Annotated in this window: 14 protein-coding genes; 10 read left to right on the top strand and 4 right to left on the bottom strand. The window is 63.8% G+C overall.

What is annotated here, in order from left to right; genetic code table 11:
- The first annotated feature begins 16 nt into the window (after positions 1-16).
- The 3 genes from hisC to CLV78_RS11965 are packed head-to-tail and all read left to right on the top strand — an operon-like array spanning position 17 to position 3,077.
- Positions 17-1,102 (top strand): histidinol-phosphate transaminase, encoded by a 1,086-nt coding sequence (gene hisC / locus CLV78_RS11975; protein ID WP_106205053.1) that lies wholly within the window; start codon positions 17-19, stop codon positions 1,100-1,102.
- On the top strand, positions 1,099-2,034 hold the full coding sequence (locus tag CLV78_RS11970) for a prephenate/arogenate dehydrogenase family protein (RefSeq protein ID WP_106205052.1): 936 nt from the start codon (positions 1,099-1,101) through the stop codon (positions 2,032-2,034). The genes hisC and CLV78_RS11970 overlap by 4 nt, the downstream gene beginning before the upstream one ends.
- Complete coding sequence (locus tag CLV78_RS11965) at positions 2,031-3,077, top strand: extensin-like domain-containing protein (RefSeq protein WP_245925010.1); 1,047 nt, start codon at positions 2,031-2,033, stop codon at positions 3,075-3,077. Before CLV78_RS11970 ends, CLV78_RS11965 begins: the two co-directional genes overlap by 4 nt.
- A 7-nt stretch (positions 3,078-3,084) precedes the next feature.
- Here the strand turns inward: CLV78_RS11965 and CLV78_RS11960 are convergent, their stop codons facing one another.
- Positions 3,085-4,092: a DUF2125 domain-containing protein gene (locus tag CLV78_RS11960; RefSeq protein WP_106205051.1), complete on the bottom strand. Its 1,008-nt coding sequence runs from the start codon at positions 4,090-4,092 to the stop codon at positions 3,085-3,087.
- Between the two features lie 62 nt (positions 4,093-4,154).
- Here CLV78_RS11960 and CLV78_RS11955 point away from each other — a divergent pair, with 62 nt between their 5' ends.
- The 3 genes from CLV78_RS11955 to CLV78_RS11945 all read left to right on the top strand — a co-directional run bounded on the left by CLV78_RS11955 (position 4,155) and on the right by CLV78_RS11945 (position 8,423).
- Positions 4,155-4,721, top strand: a complete 567-nt coding sequence (locus CLV78_RS11955; protein WP_106205050.1) for a gamma-glutamylcyclotransferase — start codon at positions 4,155-4,157, stop codon at positions 4,719-4,721.
- Between the two features lie 81 nt (positions 4,722-4,802).
- On the top strand, positions 4,803-6,053 hold the full coding sequence (locus CLV78_RS11950; RefSeq protein ID WP_106205049.1) for a biopolymer transporter ExbB: 1,251 nt from the start codon (positions 4,803-4,805) through the stop codon (positions 6,051-6,053).
- A 3-nt stretch (positions 6,054-6,056) separates the two neighbouring features.
- Complete coding sequence (locus tag CLV78_RS11945; RefSeq protein WP_106205048.1) at positions 6,057-8,423, top strand: peptidoglycan -binding protein; 2,367 nt, start codon at positions 6,057-6,059, stop codon at positions 8,421-8,423.
- Between the two features lie 34 nt (positions 8,424-8,457).
- Here CLV78_RS11945 and CLV78_RS11940 read toward each other — a convergent pair whose 3' ends face one another.
- From CLV78_RS11940 to gloB, 3 genes are all read right to left on the bottom strand, one after another.
- Positions 8,458-9,447 carry a M23 family metallopeptidase gene (locus tag CLV78_RS11940; protein WP_106205047.1) on the bottom strand — a complete coding sequence of 330 codons (990 nt, stop codon included), beginning with the start codon at positions 9,445-9,447 and terminating at the stop codon, positions 8,458-8,460.
- Position 9,448: 1 nt separating this feature from the next.
- Positions 9,449-11,785: an ATP-dependent Clp protease ATP-binding subunit ClpA gene (clpA, locus tag CLV78_RS11935; protein ID WP_106205046.1), complete on the bottom strand. Its 2,337-nt coding sequence runs from the start codon at positions 11,783-11,785 to the stop codon at positions 9,449-9,451.
- A 342-nt stretch (positions 11,786-12,127) separates the two neighbouring features.
- Positions 12,128-12,889, bottom strand: coding sequence for a hydroxyacylglutathione hydrolase (gene gloB, locus CLV78_RS11930; RefSeq protein WP_106205045.1), 762 nt, complete (start codon positions 12,887-12,889; stop codon positions 12,128-12,130).
- A 67-nt stretch (positions 12,890-12,956) separates the two neighbouring features.
- Here gloB and CLV78_RS11925 point away from each other — a divergent pair, with 67 nt between their 5' ends.
- From CLV78_RS11925 to CLV78_RS11910, 4 genes are all read left to right on the top strand, one after another.
- The gene (locus CLV78_RS11925) at positions 12,957-13,751 is read left to right on the top strand and encodes a class I SAM-dependent methyltransferase (RefSeq protein WP_106205044.1); all 795 of its coding nucleotides are present in this window, start codon (positions 12,957-12,959) and stop codon (positions 13,749-13,751) included.
- Between the two features lie 396 nt (positions 13,752-14,147).
- Positions 14,148-14,708, top strand: coding sequence for a F0F1 ATP synthase subunit delta (locus CLV78_RS11920; protein WP_106205254.1), 561 nt, complete (start codon positions 14,148-14,150; stop codon positions 14,706-14,708).
- Positions 14,708-16,246, top strand: coding sequence for a F0F1 ATP synthase subunit alpha (gene atpA, locus CLV78_RS11915; protein ID WP_106205043.1), 1,539 nt, complete (start codon positions 14,708-14,710; stop codon positions 16,244-16,246). Before CLV78_RS11920 ends, atpA begins: the two co-directional genes overlap by 1 nt.
- 14 nt (positions 16,247-16,260) lie before the next feature.
- Positions 16,261-17,139 (top strand): F0F1 ATP synthase subunit gamma, encoded by an 879-nt coding sequence (locus CLV78_RS11910; protein WP_106205042.1) that lies wholly within the window; start codon positions 16,261-16,263, stop codon positions 17,137-17,139.
- Positions 17,140-17,150 lie beyond the last annotated feature (11 nt).

The raw sequence follows: 17,150 nt of genomic DNA, 5'->3' as shown, positions 1-17,150 counted from the left end.
TTGCAAGGAGACTGACATGAGCACCATCATCCCGCAGCCCGGTATCATGGACATCGCCCTCTACGAGGGTGGGCAGAGCCATGTCGAGGGTGTGGCGGATGTCCTCAAGCTGTCGTCCAATGAAAACCCCTTCGGGTTCAGCCCGAAAGTGTCGGAGGCGCTGTCCGGGTGCCTGACACGGTTGCATCGCTACCCGAACACGGACCACGCCCCGCTGCGGGAAGCCATCGGTGAGGTTCACGGCCTTGACCCGGAGCGGATCATTTGCGGAGTGGGCTCGGACGAGATCATCAATTTCCTCTGTCAGGCCTATGCCGGGCCGGGAGACGAGGTCCTGCACACCGAGCATGGTTTTGCCATGTACCGGATCTCGGCGCTGGCGGCAGGGGCTACGCCGGTCGTGGCTGCGGAACGGGAGCGGGTCACCGATGTGGACGCGCTGCTGTCGGCCTGCACGGAGCGGACGAAGCTCGTCTTCATCGCCAATCCGAACAACCCCACCGGCACTATGATCGGCGGCAACGAGGTTGCGCGGCTTGCCGACGGCCTGCCCGACGGCGCTCTGCTGGTACTTGACGGGGCCTATGCGGAGTTCGTGGATGGGTTCGATGGCGGGGTGTCGCTGGTCGACCAGCGGGACAATGTCGTCATGACCCGCACGTTTTCCAAGCTCTATGGCCTTGGAGGGCTTCGGATCGGTTGGGGCTATGGCCCGAAACCGATCATCGACGTGCTGAACCGCATCAGGGGGCCCTTCAATCTGTCCGAGTTTCAGATGGCCGCTGCCATCGCCGCCGTTCGGGACCAGGACTGGGCCACGCGGTGCAAGGCGGAGAACGCGCGGTTGCGGGTCTGGCTGGGAGAGGAACTGGCCGCGCTCGGGGTGCCGTCGGACGTGAGCCTGACGAATTTCATACTCGCACGGTTTGCAGACCCTGCCGAGGCAGAGGCTGCAGACCTGCACCTGAAAACCCTCGGCGTGATCGTGAGGCGGGTCGGCGGTTATGGCTTGCCAAACTGCTTGCGGATCACCGTGGGCGACACGGTCGGCTGTCGGCGGGTCGTCGAGGGTATTCGCACATTCCGGGAAGAGAACGCATGAGCCAGATCTACGATCGCGTCGCCTATATCGGCCTCGGCCTGATTGCGAGTTCGATGATTCACGCCGGGCGGCGCGCCGGGCTTCAGCGCGAGATCGTGGGCACCGCCCGATCGGCGGAAACCCGCGCCATCGCGCGGGAGGATGGGTTGTGCGACATCGTCACGGACACCGCCGCCGAAGCGGTGAAGGATGCCGACCTCGTGGTGCTCTGCGTCCCGGTCGGAGCAATGGAAAAAGTTGCCGCCGAAATAGGACCTTGCCTGAAACCGGGCTGCACCGTGACCGATGTCGGGTCGGTGAAGCGCGCGGTGATCGCGGCGGTGCAGCCTCACCTGCCCGAGGGGGTCCATTTCGTTCCAGCACACCCGCTGGCCGGCACCGAGCATTCCGGGCCACGCTCGGGCTTTGCCGAGCTCTTCGACAATCGCTACACTCTGGTCGTACCCGACGCGGCGACGGACAAGGAGGCCGTCGCCCGGCTGGAGGCCTTCTGGAAAGGGATGGGGGCAAATGTCGAGTTCATGGATCCCGATCACCACGATCTGGTGCTCATGGTGACCTCTCATGCGCCGCACCTGATCGCCTACACGATGGTGGGCGTGGCCGATGATCTTGGTCGGGTGACCGATAGCGAGGTGATCAAGTACTCCGCCGCCGGCTTCCGCGACTTTACCCGGATTGCAGCCTCCGATCCGACCATGTGGCGCGACGTGTTTCTCAACAACAAGGACGCGACGATGGAAATCCTCGGTCGGTTCATCGAAGAGTTGATGTCGCTTCAGCGGGCGATCCGAACCGGCGATGGCGATCAATTGCACAGCTATTTCACTCGAACGCGGGCGATCCGTCGCGGCATCATCGAGGCAGGTCAGGACACCGCCGCCCCGGATTTCGGACGCGGTGGCGGACAGACGGAGGGACCATCGGGATGATCCGCACCCTGTCGATGCTTGTCGCTGCCGGGTTTACGGCCGGCGTGGCAGCCGCAGAAGCCCCGAACACAAGCCTTCGTCCGGTGGCTCGCTCGGCGCCCGAGCCCGCGGTGCCGGCTGCTGCACCGGCGGAGGTTGCAGTTCTGGCCGCAGCCACGATGGCGACGCTGACGCCAACGGCACCTGGCGCCGAAGGTCAGGACGACACCGCACTGCCGCCGGTGCGGTTCGACGCCGGGATTCGGCCCAGACCACGTTCCGGCGTCTTTCTGCAAAAGGAAATCGGCGCGGACGATGCGGGATACGGCATGGTCGAAGTCACCCGACAGGTGGTGCGCGTTGGGTTCAACCCGGAGTTTCGGCCGTCGGCGCGACCACCGCACCCGCTGGCCAAGGAAATGGTGCTGCTCGCCGCTGCCAGTTCGCGTGCGGCCACTCCTGACTCTCCACATCCCAAGGTGCGTCCCGCGGGGTTCGAGAAACTCTTCAAACGCCGAAGCCGCAACAGCTATGGCTCTGCCGGATCGGTTTGCGGTGTGAACGCAATCAAGGGAACGGCGATCAAGCCCGTCGGTCGGCCGGGGAGTGGGTGTGGTATCGCCAGCCCCGTGCGTGTGACGGAAATCGCCGGTGTGCGCCTGTCGATGCCGTCCACGATGGACTGCACGACCGCCAAGGCGACCTACAGCTGGATCGAAAAGGGAATGAAGCCGGCCGTGGGCAAGCGTGGCGGGGGCGTGGCGCAGATCAAGGTCGCTGCGCATTACGCATGCCGCACACGCAACAACCGCCCGGGCGGCAAACTGTCAGAGCATGCCAAGGGGCATGCCATCGATATCTCTGGTTTCGTGCTGAAAGACGGCAGCCAGATCAGCGTGCTCAAGGGATGGCGCACACGGAAAGATGGCAAGATCCTGAAGCGGATGCACAAGGCGGCTTGCGGTCCTTATGGCACGGTGCTCGGACCCAATGCCGACCGCTACCACCAGGACCATTTCCATTTCGATACCGCCCGCTATCGCAGCGGCGCCTACTGCAAGTAACTGGACCTCAGGGAATGCGGATCGTCGGCGCCGGCCCGATCGGCACCGGCCCGAGCTTCGTGCGCCCGTTCGAGAAGGTCAGCGGAATGTCCAGCGTCTCGGACCGGCCGGCAAGGCCGCTGAGCAGCAGCAACGCGGATTCGATCGGATCGGCGATGCTGTCGGGCAGGGCGCCACTCTGGCGCGCGACCTCAAGGATATCGCGCCAGTTCGTTGCCTTCACCATCACCTCGCCGCTGACCTGGCCTGAAGGCGAGACCGACACGTCGCCGGCGATCCGCACTTCCAGCGCACCCCAGGTCGCCCCGAGGTTGCGAATATCGACCTGCTGCGGCTGTGGTCGCACGCCTTCCAGCGCGGCCTTGTCCCAGGGGCGGTCGAATTGCACCGACAGATCGGCCGTCAGGCGCTCGACCTCCGCCGGGACCAACCCCGCCTGCGCCAGCTTTTCCAGCATCGGCGCGCGCGGCTTGAGCCCGGTAATCTCCACGCCGATATCCCGGGCGCCTTCTCTCCCATCGTCCGGACGGGTCGCGATGCGGGCCTGCTCAAGCGAACTCGTCCACCCGGCGTCCGAGCGGAGCTTCAACCCCTCGAAAACCAACGTTGCCGTCTCCAGTTGCCGATCCGATCCCGGGACGAATGTTACCGAGCCCTGCAAGTCATCGCCGGAGATCGCGATTTTCTCGTCCGTGGTCTGGACCGTCATTGTATCCGGCCAGACAAGGATCACGTGATCCTTCTCGTAGTTCAGCCCGAGGATCTGGAAGAAGGGCGCTGACCACACCCAGCCGTATTCCGTGTTGGCCAGCGTCAGGTCCGTGATGGTGCGATCGATGCGGGTGGGAAAACCCTGCACCGAGATATCCGACCACTCCGCCTGCCAGCCGGCGGCGCGGCGTTCTTCCATCCAGCCGGTCAGCCCGGCCCTGGCATGCCAGGCGCCCCAGCCCCACCAAGCGCTCCATGCCAGCGCAAGAACAATGGCCAGCCACAACAGACGGATCGGTTTCATGTCGCCCCTTTCGCGATGCTCCGAATTGCGGTTTACACCTCTGAGCACGTTGGAGGCCAGAGATGCTGCAGGATATCGACACCACCCAACCCTTGTGGGTCTTCGGCTACGGAAGCCTTATCTGGCACCCGGGCTTCCCGGTGGAGGAGCAGGCGGTCGCGCGCCTGACGGGATACCACCGCGCCTTTTGCATGAGTTCGATCCATCACCGGGGCACGGAGGCCAATCCGGGTCTCGTCCTTGCACTGGACCAGTCGGAAGTTGCCCATTGCGACGGGCTCGCCTTTCGCGTGATGCCGGGCCATGAACCGGAGACGCTCGCGGCTCTGCGTGAACGCGAACTGGTGTCCTCCGCCTACCTCGAAGAGATCGTCACATTGAGGTGTCGCGATGGGCGGGCGATCCAGGCGCTGGCCTATGTCATTGATCCCGACCATGTGCAGTATTGCGGCGGCCTTCCACTGGAGGAGCAGGCGCAAATCATCGCCCATGCGGTGGGGGGACGGGGTCCGAACACCGAATACCTGTTCAATACCGCCGATCACCTGACCGAACTTGGCCTTGCGGACGAGGATCTGGACTGGCTGGCTGCGCGTGTGCGTGCTCTCACGGCATCGGATGGGCGCTGAGGCATGTTGCACATTGGCATTCTGCAGAGCGGCAACTAACGTGGCCACCAAGGAAAACAAGCGTCGAGACGTGCCGGTATCATGAGCGACCGCCCTACTACGACCCAGTTCTCGCAACCGGTGCGCCAGATCGTCCAGATGCTGGCCGTATGCGGCCTCGTCGGCGCCGGAGGGTGGGCCATTTTCCCGGCGGTCAAGCCGGTTTTCTGGGCGAACCCCTACCTGAACGGTTTCATCGCCTTCGTGTTCATCGTCGGCGTGCTGGCCTGTTTCCTGCAAGTTGCGCAGCTGTCGTCCTCCGTGCGCTGGATCGAGGCATTCGTGCGCGATCATCGCGCCGCCGCCGATGGCCCCGCGCCGCGCCTGTTGGCGCCATTGGCCGCGCTGCTGCGATCGCGTGGCGTGAACCGGCAGATCTCCTCGACCTCGGCCAGTTCGATCCTCGACTCGGTGGCCACCCGCATAGAGGAAGGCCGGGACATTACCCGATATCTCGTCAACCTTCTGATCTTCCTCGGACTTTTGGGGACGTTCTACGGGCTGGCCACAACGGTTCCCGCCGTGGTGGAAACCATCCGGTCGCTCGCACCCAAGGAAGGCGAAACCGGTATTCAGGTTTTCGAAAAGCTCATGGGCGGGTTGGAGGCACAGCTCAGTGGCATGGGGACGGCGTTTGGCTCATCGCTTCTGGGCCTTGCGGGGTCGCTGGTCGTGGGGCTGCTGGAGCTCTTTGCCTCGCGCGGACAGAACCGTTTCTACCGTGAACTGGAAGAATGGCTTTCCTCCATCACGCGCCTGGGTTTCGCCGGCGGCGAGGGAGAGATCACTGGCGAGGCCGGCGCCCTGGTCGGCGTGCTTGACCACATGGCCGAGCAGATGGAAGCGATGCGGGAGATGTTCAACCAATCCGACATTTCGCGCGCCATGGTGGATGACAAGCTGTCCGAGGTTGCGGTCGCGGTCACGGCACTGACGCGCACCATGCAGCACGGTGACCGCAGCACCGACATCCTGGAGCGGATTGCCGAGGGGCAGGAGCGTATGGCGGAGGGTCAGACGCGCATGATCCAGCACGTCGCGACCGGGCGCTCCCATCAGGAGGGCGACCTGATCGACAGTGGATCGGGCGACGCCGAAAGCCGTATGCGGCTGCGTTCCATCGACGTGCAACTCCTGCGCATCCTGGAAGAACTCGCAGCCGGCCGGCAGGAAACCGTGGCGGAGTTGCGTGCCGATCTCGCAACCCTTGCACGGGAGATCCGCAAGACCCGCAATGCTGCACAACGGCAGGCCGGGCGGAATACCATCATCGATCCGGGCTCGGGGGAGTAACCCATGGCGCTCTCCCGGCGGCGCAGTGACCGATTCTCGGGCTCGATCTGGCCCGGTTTCGTGGACGCGATGACGGCGCTGTTGCTGGTGCTGATGTTCGTCCTTTCGATCTTCATGATCGTACAGTTCATGCTGCGGGAGACGATCACCGGCCAGGAAAGCGAGCTTGACCTGCTTTCCGCCGAGATCTCCCAATTGGCCGATGCCCTTGGGCTGGAGCGGCAGAAGAGCTCCGATCTGGAGGCACAGGTCGGTACATTGGATACCCGGCTGTCGGCGACGATCGCCGACCGCGACGAGAAATCCGCCCTGATCGCTGCACTGAGCTCGCAGATGGCGGAACAGCAGGATGCACTCGCCGAGGCTGACGCGCAGCTCAACCAGCAGGCCTCGCAGATATCCGATTTCGAAGCGCAGGTCGCGATGCTCCTCGTTCAGCGGGATCAGGCCCGTACCACCGGAGATCAACTGGCGCAGGACAACGCCGCGCTGGAGGCGGAACGCGATGCGTTGACGGCAGAGCGCGATCAGCTGGATGGCGAACGCGACGCGCTGGAAACCGCGCTTGCCACGGCGCGCGGAGAGATTGACGCCCAGGTCGAGGCAGCCCGGCTGGCCGCTGCTCGGCGGGAGGCGCTGGACGCTCTGGTTGCCGATCTGGAACGGAAGAATGCGCAGGCGGATGAGGCTCTGGCGAGCTGGTCGGCCGAGGCGGAGGATCTCCAAGCCCGGCTGAGCGAAGAAGAAGCCGCGCGGCTTGCCGAAGCGGCCGCAGCGCAGGCGCTTCGCGAACGTTTGAAAGGAGCCGAAGACGAGTTGACGGCGATGACGCTGGCGCTTGAGGAACAGCGCCAGAAAGCAGAGGAAACCCTGACCATGCTTGCGGCGGCAGAATCCGCCGAAGCCCAGTTGGACGAGAAACTCGCCGCTGCATTGCTGACCCGCCTCAGCCTTGAAGAGCAGCTTGCCAGCCAGACGGCGCGCGGGGAGAGCACGTCCGCTGCCCTCGCCGATGCCCGGGCGGAGGCCGAACGATTGACTCAGGCCCTTGCAACGGCAGAGGCCGAACGTGCCCGGCTGACCGCTGCGCTGGAAGATGCGCGCAGCGGACAGGACAGCTCTGCTGCCGCCTTGTCGGCGGCGCAGGATGATCTGGCCGAGTTGCAGATCGAAATGGGAACCATGCGCTCGCGCACGGCCGCGCTGACCGCGCAGCTTTCCGCAGCACAGGCCACCGACGCCGAGAGCGCACGGGCGCTCGCCGATGCCGAGGCGCGGGTGGCGGAACTGTCCGATACACTGGACAGCGAGCGCGCCGCCACCGCGCGGCTGAGCAGCGAACTGGCCGAAGCGGTCGAGGCGGGCTCAGGCTCCGCAGCGGCCCTTGCAGCTGCGGAACGGACAGTCGAAACGCTCTCCCGCGATCTTGCGGAGCTTCGCAGTGAGGCTGCGCGGCTGACGGCGGAAAACGAAAGCCTGCGTGCGGCAACGGGCGACCGGGACGATATCCGTCGGCAACTTGCGGCGGCGCTTGCGGCAAAGCTGGCGCTGGAGGAGGCAGGACGCATCCAGATGTCGGAAGCGGAGCAGCGCAATGCCTTGCTTGCCGCCGCCAACAAGCAACTGGAGCAGGAGGAGGCTCGTTCGGCTGAAAGCCAGCGCCGCATGGCAGTGATGAACGAGCAGATCGCGGCGCTGCGAAGCCAGCTCGGTTCGTTGCAAGGCCTGCTGGATGCAGCCGAAGCGCGGGATGCAGAGGCCCAGGTTCAGATTGAATCTCTGGGGTCCCGGCTCAACACCGCGCTGGCCCAGGTTGCCGCAGAGGAGCGCGCACGCGCGCGGCTGGAAGAGGCTGAGCGCCTGCGTCTGGAAGAGGAGAAACGGCGGCTGGAAGCGGAGGCAAGAGATCTCGCGAACTACCGTTCGGAATTCTTCGGCAAGCTGCGGTCCATCCTTGGCGGCCGCGAAGGTGTGCGCATCGCGGGGGACCGTTTCGTCTTCTCCTCGGAAGTCCTGTTCGAACCCGCCTCCGCCCAGCTTGCGCCGGAAGGCCAGGAGCAGATCACGCAGGTCGTTGATATCCTGTCCGACATTTCCGACGAAATCCCCACCGAAATCGATTGGGTGATCCGGGTCGATGGTCATACGGACAACCAGCCGCTTTCCGGATTCGGCCTCTATGCCGACAACTGGGAGCTCAGCCAGGCGCGTGCCCTGTCCGTGGTCCGCTTCATGACGGAGGAGCTCGGCTTCCCGCCCGATCGGCTTGCTGCCAATGGATTTGGCGAGTTCCAACCGATTTCGCTGGAGGATACGCCAGAGGGCCGTGCGCAGAACCGCAGGATCGAGTTGAAACTGACCGAGCGCTGATGGCCTCAGCGGGCTAAATGCGCCGTTGCCGAAATCAATTCAGCTCGAACTCGACCATACGGTGGTCGAGGACCTCTCCGCCACGCCGGTGAACGACCTCCGCGCGGTAGGCGCCCGGTGGGAATCCGGCTTTCGGCGCCTTCTTGCCCCAGGCGCGGTAGAGAAATGGTTGCCGTTTTTCCAGCGTGTCCACATTGCTGCCAAGCGCACCACCGGGGCCTGCCAGGGACAGCTCGATCTCGTCGTCGACGTCGCCGCCAAAGACGAATCCCCAGACGACCAGTGCGGAGGGCGCCGTATTGGGAAGGTCGACGCCCGGTAGCCCGTCCTTGACCTCGCTATAGTCCGGGACCCGGTCGAGAACACCGATCTGGAGCAGGCCGCCGGGGCGATAGGTTGCGGCCTCCTGCCAGAGGTCGGGGATCGTTTCCAGCCCGCAAGTTGCGGACATGTCAGGCTGGAACGGATCGATCACCGCGCGTCCCTTGCGTACGGAGAAATGGACGTGTGGGAAGGTCGCCAGCCCGCTCATCCCCACCAGCCCAAGTGGCTCGCCCGCCTCCACCTTCTGGCCCTGTTGCACCCGGACCGAGGCATTGCGGAGGTGGCAATACTGGGTTTCCCAATCATCCCCGTGGCTGATCGCGACGCCGTTGCCGCATTCCCGGTTGGTCAGGTCAGGCGCGCCCGGATCGGTCGCGTCGATGTCGGGCATGCCGTCCCGCACGCCGCGCACGATCCCCGGGGCGGCTGCGACGACGGGGACACCTCGCCCCATATCCGCCAGGGTCGAAATGGCGAAATCCGTGCCCTTGTGCCCGTCATTGGCCAGGTTGCCACAGGCGAAATCCTGAACGCCCGGGCCGGGGTCGCGGTCGACATATTGCTGAATGTGGCAATCGACACCGAGCGTGCATTCAAGCGGCAAGCCCAAAGTCGGCGCCTCTGCCGCAACCGGAAGCGAGAGGATGCCAAACACAAGAAGGGGCGCCGTGTGGCGCCCCAACTCTTGATACCCGGTCATCTCAGTCAGCCGTCAGCAGCGGTGGCTTGCGGGAGGAGAGCTGCGGTTTGCCCGGCTCTTCTATCCGCAGTTCCAACTCGCCGTCCTTCAGGCCGACCTTCACGATGCCGCCCTTTGTGAGCTTGCCAAAGAGCAGCTCCTCCGCCAGCGGCTTCTTGATGTGTTCCTGGATCACCCGACCAAGCGGGCGTGCGCCCATCTTGTCGTCATAGCCCTTCTCGGCCAGCCATTCCGCCGCGGGCTTGGTCAGCTCGATGGTGACGTTACGGTCCATCAACTGAGCCTCAAGCTGCAGAACGAACTTCTCGACAACCTGGAGGATGACCTCCTTGCCAAGCGGTGCGAAGCTGACCACCGCATCGAGGCGGTTGCGGAACTCCGGCGTGAACGTCCGCTCGATGGCGGCGGTATCCTCGCCTTCCCGCTTGTCGCGGCCGAAGCCGATCGCGGCCTTGGCCATGTCCGACGCGCCGGCGTTGGAGGTCATGATCAGGATCACGTTTCGGAAGTCCACGGACCGGCCATTGTGGTCGGTGAGCGTGCCGTGATCCATGACCTGCAACAGAATGTTGAACACGTCTGGATGGGCTTTCTCGATTTCGTCGAGGAGCAGCACGCAATGCGGGTGCTGGTCCACGCCATCGGTCAGAAGCCCGCCCTGATCGAAGCCCACATAGCCCGGAGGTGCACCAATCAGGCGAGAGACCGCGTGTTTCTCCATGTATTCCGACATGTCGAAGCGCAGCATCTCGACACCCAGCGTGTCCGCGAGTTGCTTGGCGACCTCGGTCTTGCCGACGCCCGTGGGGCCCGCGAAGAGGTAGTTGCCGATGGGCTTTTCCGGTTCGCGCAATCCGGCGCGGGCGAGCTTGATCGCGGAGGAAAGTGCCTCGATAGCGCGATCCTGCCCGAACACCACACGCTTGAGGCTTGCATCCAGATCGCGAAGCACCTCCGCGTCGTCCTTGGAGACGTTCTTCGGCGGGATTCGGGCAATCTTGGCGATCACCGCCTCGATCTCCTTGGTGCCGATGGTCTTGCGCCGTCGGCTTTCGGGAACAAGGTGCTGCGCCGCGCCGGCTTCATCGATCACGTCGATCGCCTTGTCCGGCAGCTTCCGGTCGTTCATGTAGCGCGCAGAGAGCTCCACCGCGGTCTTGATCGCATCGGCGGTGTACTTGATGTCGTGATGCTCCTCGAAATAGGGCTTCAGGCCTTTCAGGATCTTGACGCTGTCCTCAACCGAAGGCTCGTTCACGTCGATCTTCTGGAACCGGCGCGACAACGCCCTGTCCTTCTCGAAGTGCTGGCGGAACTCCTTGTAGGTTGTCGAACCCATGCAGCGCAGCTTGCCGCCCTGCAGCGCGGGCTTGAGAAGGTTGGAGGCATCCATCGCCCCGCCACTCGTCGCGCCAGCGCCGATCACGGTGTGGATTTCGTCAATGAAGAGCACCGCGTCCGGATGGTCCTCCAATTCGGTCACGACCGCTTTCAGTCGTTCCTCGAAATCGCCGCGATATCGCGTTCCGGCCAGCAACGCGCCCATGTCGAGCGAGAAGATCGTGGCACCGGACAGCACTTCCGGCGTTTCTCCGGCAGTGATCTTGCGCGCCAGACCTTCGGCGATAGCGGTCTTGCCAACGCCCGGATCACCGACCAGCAGCGGGTTGTTCTTGCGGCGACGGCAGAGAACCTGCACGCAACGCTCCACCTCCGCGCTTCGGCCGATCAACGGATCGACGTCGCCCTGCCGCGCCTTGGCGTTCAGATCGACGCAGTATTTTGCGAGTGCCGATTCCTTCTGTTCGCCGGGTTGCGCCTCCCCCTCGACGCCGGGTTGGGAGGCTTCCTCTTCCATGTCCGCCCCGGTGATCGGGCGCGCTTCCCCGAAGCTGGGGTTCTTCGCCACTCCATGCGCAATGAAATTCACGGCGTCATACCGTGTCATCTCCTGCTCCTGCAGGAAGAAGGCGGCATTGGATTCCCGCTCGGCGAAGATCGCGACCAACACGTTCGCGCCGGTCACTTCGGTGCGGCCCGAGGATTGCACATGGATTGCGGCCCGCTGGATGACGCGCTGGAAGGCGGCGGTCGGCACCGCTTCCGACCCCTCGACCTCCGTCACCAGGGTGGCGAGATCCTCCTCGATGAACTCGACAAGGGTACGGCGCAGTTCTTCCAGATCGACGTCGCAGGCCTGCATGACCTTCGCTGCGTCCGGCTCGTCGATCAGGGCCAGGAGCAGATGCTCAAGGGTGGCCAGCTCGTGACGCCGGGCATTGGCAAAGCCCAGGGCAGCGTGGATGGCCTGCTCGAGTGTGTTCGAAAATGACGGCACGTCTCGTGCTCCTTTTATTGCGGCTGGACCCGCGGCGGTCGCCCGCCTTTACACTGGTCCCATTGTTTTAAAGTTTGGTGGGCGGAGCAGCGGCTTCAAGTCTTTTTTCATGCTGACGGCCCTTCAAGCCGGCAATTGCACAAAAAGTGATCGCGGGTGAAAGGTCGCCAGCGGAAGCGATACGCCATGTTTTCTTGCGGTATTGCGCCCGGAAGGCCGATTTTCCCGGGCCCCGCCTGTGATCTGACGGCGTGGCCGCCGATGCGCCCGATGGAACAGGACCAGACCGGGCAGAATCGCTCCGCCGGTGCGGCGGCGGCGCATCGGGGCCGTGACGGTGCTTCAGAACGCGTCCTTCCGGCGGCGAATCTCTGCAAAGACATCTACGTCCGGCGCGCCCGCCATTCCCAGGCGCGCTTTCACCTCCGGGGCTTTCGCCCTGTAGAAAGGGTTGGTCGCGAGTTCTTCCGACAGGATCGACGGCACCGTGGGGGCACCTGAGGCGCGTTTGCGGGCGATGTCCTCCGTCCGCGCCTTGAGCGCGGCGTTGTCGGGGTCGATCGTGGCCGCAAAGGCGGCATTGGCGGAGGTGTATTCGTGGCCCGAGCACACGATTGTGTCTTCGGGCAGCGCCGCAAGCTTGGAGAGCGAGGCCCACATCATGGGCGCATCCCCCTCGAAGAGTCGGCCGCAGCCAAGCGCCATCAAGCTGTCGGCGGTGAAGACGACACCGGGGAAATGGAAGGCGATGTGGCCGATGGTGTGTCCCGAGACGTCCAGGATATCTCCGTTGAGCCCGCCGACGGCGATGGTGTCGCCCTCTGCCACGGCAAGGTCGAGTGGCGGCAGCCGGTGGGAATCGGCGGATGCGCCGACCACGCGGGCGCCGGTTTCGGCCTTCAGCGTCTCGACACCGTCGATATGATCGTCATGGTGATGCGTGATCAGGATGTCCGTTAGGGTCCAGCCACGGTCAGCCAGGGCCGCGCGGATCGGAGCGGCCTCCGGTACGTCGATCACCGCCGTGGCGCCGCTCGCCTTGTCGTGAAGGAGGAAGGCATAATTGTCGCTGCGACATGGGATGGTGACGATTTCCGGTGCCATGGCGTTTCCTTTTTCGGAGGAGCGGTTAAAGTCATGACCAAGATGGGCAAGGAGCAGGCCGGGCGCAATGCATCTTGATGTGCTGGACCTGAGAAACTTCTACTACAGGACCAAGCTGGGGCGGGTGGCGCAACGCGCGATCCGGGATCAGCTGGTTGATTTCTGGCCGGCCGAAGAGTCCCGTGGCCAGACCGTGGCCGGGTTCGGCTTTGCAGTGCCATTGTTGCGGCCCTATCTCGGACAGGCACGCCGGGTGATCGCGCTGATGCCGGGGCAGCAGGGCGTGATGCCTTGGCCGCAGGGCTTGCCCAACCTGTCTGTTCTCTGCGAGGAAACGCTTTGGCCGCTGGAGACGGGAAGCGTCGACCGCCTCGTGTTGCTGCATGGGCTGGACACGTCCGATCATCCCGCCGAAGTGCTGGAGGAATGCCACCGTGTGCTCGGCCCGGGCGGCAAGGTCACCTTCGTGGTGCCGAACCGCTCCGGCCTGTGGGCGCGGCGCGACGTGACACCTTTCGGCTATGGTCGGCCCTATTCCTCGGGACAGCTCGAAGCGCAACTGCTGCGGCACGGATTTACGCCCGAGCGCCACGTTGCCGCGCTCTTCGGTCCGCCGTCGGAGAAACGGTTCTGGCTGCGGTCTTCCGGAATGTGGGAGAAGTTCGGACGCCAGGTGTTCACGTCGCTTGCCGGTGGCGTCTTCCTGGCGGAGGCATCAAAGATGCTGCAAACCCCCGGGGGATCGGCCGTGAAAGACATGGTTCGCGATCCGCTTCGCGTACTCGATGCAGTGAATGCACCCGCTGGCGCAAAACCGGTCCGATCGCCGGCACCGAGCCTGCTCCGAATCCGCTCCCGGTGATTCCCGCGTCTGCGCGGGAGGTTTCGCAACGGTTCCAATCCTTTCGAAAAGCCTGCGCCCGTGGGTTGCAGCGCGATTCTCGGGACAATCTGCCGCAACGGAAGGCCGCTAGGGGTCATGCTGCGATGCGGCATGTATTGTATGCCATTGCACACTGAAAGCAGCGGGTTTGGGCGCTAACGACAGCTTCAAATCCCTCCGCGCCTTGGATTCGATCGAAAAGCACATTTTTGCAGGGGTATTTTGAAACGAATTTGCGCCTCCCAAGAGTGTTGCGGGGTGCAAACGGGTCTGTTACATCGCTCTTCGATTTGAGGGGGGAACTGCGGTTACCGCCCGGAACAAGGTGCATCCAGGCTGCCGGGCTTTGGACGCACGCAACGCAAAGGGGTGGACGTGTCCGAAACGGCTTCGATTTCCTCCAGCATTGCCGGGCGCTACGCGCAGGCATTGTTCGAACTGGCCAAGGACGAGGGCAAGCTTGATGCCCTCGAAGCTGATACCGACGCCCTGTCGGCTGCGCTTGATGCCTCGGCTGACCTTCAGAACATGATCAACTCGCCGGTGTACAGCCGTGCCGATCAGACCAGTGCCATCATGGCTCTGGCCGACAAGATGAACCTCGGCGAGGTCATGAAGAACGGCCTGGGGCTCATGGCCTCGAACCGCCGCCTCTTCACGCTGTCCTATGTGCTCAAAGCGCTGGCCGAGAAGATCGCCGAAGAAAAGGGCGAAGTGACCGCGGATGTCACCTCCGCCACGGCACTGAGCGATGCTCAGGCGGGCTCGATTGCCGAGATGCTGAAATCCCGCTTCGGCAAGGACATCAAACTGAACACGACCGTCGACGAAAGCCTCATCGGCGGTCTCATCGTCAAGGTGGGCTCCAAGATGGTCGATACGTCCGTCCGTGCGAAGCTCGCCAATCTCCAGAACGCTATGAAAGAGGTCGGGTAATGGCATTGCAAGCTGCGGAAATCTCCGCAATCCTCAAGGACCAGATCAAGAATTTCGGCCAGGAAGCCGAAGTTGCCGAGGTGGGCCAGGTGCTCTCCGTCGGTGACGGTATTGCCCGCGTGCACGGCCTGGACAACATCCAGGCCGGTGAGATGGTCGAATTCCCCGGTGGCATCCGGGGCATGGCGCTGAACCTCGAGATCGACAACGTCGGTGTCGTGATCTTCGGCTCCGACCGCGACATTAAGGAAGGCGACACGGTCAAGCGGACCAATGCCATCGTGGACGTGCCGGTTGGTGACAACATGCTGGGCCGCGTTGTCGATGGCCTGGGCAATCCGCTGGACGGCAAAGGTCCGATCGAAGCTGCCGAGCGCCGCATCGCCGACCAGAAGGCCCCCGGCATCATCCCGCGTAAATCCGTGCACGAGCCGATGGCCACCGGCCTGAAGTCCGTTGACGCCATGATCCCGATTGGCCGTGGCCAGCGGGAACTGATCATTGGCGACCGTCAGACCGGCAAGACCGCCGTGGCGCTCGACACGATCCTGAACCAGAAATCCTACAATGACGCCGCTGGCGATGACGAGAGCAAGAAGCTCTACTGCATCTACGTGGCCGTCGGCCAGAAGCGCTCCACCGTTGCGCAGCTGGTGAAGAAGCTCGAAGAAACCGGCGCCATCGAATACACCACCGTCGTTGCCGCCACCGCTTCGGACCCGGCGCCGATGCAGTTCCTGGCTCCGTATTCCGCCACCGCCATGGCCGAGTACTACCGTGACAATGGCCGCCACGCGCTCATCATCTATGATGACCTGTCCAAGCAGGCCGTGTCCTACCGTCAGATGTCGCTGCTTCTGCGCCGTCCGCCGGGACGTGAAGCCTACCCGGGCGACGTTTTCTACCTGCACTCCCGGCTTCTGGAGCGTTCCGCGAAGCTGAACGAGGAAAACGGTGCCGGCTCGCTGACCGCGCTGCCGATCATCGAAACCCAGGGCGGCGACGTGTCGGCCTTTATTCCGACCAACGTGATCTCGATCACCGACGGTCAGATCTTCCTTGAGACCGAACTGTTCTACCAGGGCATCCGCCCGGCCGTGAACACCGGTCTGTCGGTGTCGCGGGTTGGCTCCTCGGCCCAGACCAACGCGATGAAATCCGTCGCCGGTCCGGTCAAGCTGGAACTTGCCCAGTACCGCGAGATGGCGGCCTTCGCACAGTTCGGCTCGGACCTCGACGCCGCCACCCAGCAGCTGCTGAACCGCGGTGCGCGCCTGACCGAACTGATGAAGCAGCAGCAGTACTCGCCGCTGACCAATGCCGAGATCGTCGTCGTCATCTATGCCGGCGTGAACGGCTACCTCGACAAGATCAACGTCAAAGACGTCGGTCGTTTCGAGGAAGGTCTGCTGAACTTCGTCCGTGGAAAGCACGCCGACCTTCTGGAGTGGATCACCAACGAGGATCCGAAGGTGAAGGGCGAAGCGTCGGACCGCATCAAGGCCGTGGTGGAAGAGTACGCCAAGGGCTTCGCGTAAGCGAGGAGCGGTAGATGCCCAGCCTAAAGGATCTCAAAAACCGGATCGATAGCGTCAAGTCGACGCGAAAGATCACGAAGGCCATGCAGATGGTGGCCGCCGCGAAACTGCGGCGGGCCCAGGATGCGGCCGAGAGCGCGCGGCCCTATGCCGAGCGCATGGAGGTCGTGATGAGCGGCCTCGCCGCCTCCGTTGGCGGCAGTGACAGCGCGCCCCGGCTCATTGCCGGGACGGGCAGCGACCAGGTTCAGATGCTGGTCGTGATGACCTCGGAGCGCGGGCTCTGCGGTGGCTTCAACTCCTCGATCGTGAAGGCCGCGCGCCTGAAGATCGAAGAGCTTCGGGCTGCCGGGAAGACGGTGAAGATCATCACTGTCGGCAAGAAGGGCCGCGAGCAGCTCAAGCGCGACTACTCGGATCTCTTTGTCGATCACGTCGACATGAGCGAAGTGAAGAAGGTCGGCTATGAAAACGCCTCGGGCATCGCCCAGGACCTCATGGCCCGCTACGACGCCGGCGAGTTCGACGTCTGCACGATCTTCTACAACAAGTTCATCTCGGTGATCTCGCAGGAGCCGACGGTCAAGCAGATCATTCCGGCAACGTTCGACGCCCCCGAAGAGGGCGACGAAGCCGGTGCGCTGTACGACTACGAGCCGAGCGAAGAAGGTGTCCTTGCCGACCTGCTGCCCCGCGGCGTGTCGACTCAGATCTTCACCGCCCTGCTGGAAAACGGCGCGTCGGAGGAAGGTGCACGCATGTCCGCGATGGACAACGCCACCCGCAACGCCGGCGAGATGATCGACAAGCTGACGATCGAGTTCAACCGCTCCCGTCAGGCCGTGATCACCAACGAGCTTATCGAAATCATTTCGGGCGCCGAGGCGCTCTGAGAAACTGGAGA

Source organism: Aliiruegeria haliotis (assembly GCF_003003255.1).
GTDB classification, from domain to species: Bacteria; Pseudomonadota; Alphaproteobacteria; order Rhodobacterales; family Rhodobacteraceae; genus Tropicimonas; species Tropicimonas haliotis.
The sequence above is the reverse complement of the archived record's forward strand: the minus strand, read 5'-3'. Positions and strand labels throughout refer to the sequence as shown.

Coding starts and splice junctions, on each gene's coding strand:
- hisC (WP_106205053.1), top strand. CDS start 17: ATGAGCACCATCATCCCGCAGCCCGGTATCATGGACATCGCCCTCTAC.
- CLV78_RS11970 (WP_106205052.1), top strand. CDS start 1,099: ATGAGCCAGATCTACGATCGCGTCGCCTATATCGGCCTCGGCCTGATT.
- CLV78_RS11965 (WP_245925010.1), top strand. CDS start 2,031: ATGATCCGCACCCTGTCGATGCTTGTCGCTGCCGGGTTTACGGCCGGC.
- CLV78_RS11960 (WP_106205051.1), bottom strand. CDS start 4,092: ATGAAACCGATCCGTCTGTTGTGGCTGGCCATTGTTCTTGCGCTGGCA.
- CLV78_RS11955 (WP_106205050.1), top strand. CDS start 4,155: ATGCTGCAGGATATCGACACCACCCAACCCTTGTGGGTCTTCGGCTAC.
- CLV78_RS11950 (WP_106205049.1), top strand. CDS start 4,803: ATGAGCGACCGCCCTACTACGACCCAGTTCTCGCAACCGGTGCGCCAG.
- CLV78_RS11945 (WP_106205048.1), top strand. CDS start 6,057: ATGGCGCTCTCCCGGCGGCGCAGTGACCGATTCTCGGGCTCGATCTGG.
- CLV78_RS11940 (WP_106205047.1), bottom strand. CDS start 9,447: ATGACCGGGTATCAAGAGTTGGGGCGCCACACGGCGCCCCTTCTTGTG.
- gloB (WP_106205045.1), bottom strand. CDS start 12,889: ATGGCACCGGAAATCGTCACCATCCCATGTCGCAGCGACAATTATGCC.
- CLV78_RS11925 (WP_106205044.1), top strand. CDS start 12,957: ATGCATCTTGATGTGCTGGACCTGAGAAACTTCTACTACAGGACCAAG.
- atpA (WP_106205043.1), top strand. CDS start 14,708: ATGGCATTGCAAGCTGCGGAAATCTCCGCAATCCTCAAGGACCAGATC.
- CLV78_RS11910 (WP_106205042.1), top strand. CDS start 16,261: ATGCCCAGCCTAAAGGATCTCAAAAACCGGATCGATAGCGTCAAGTCG.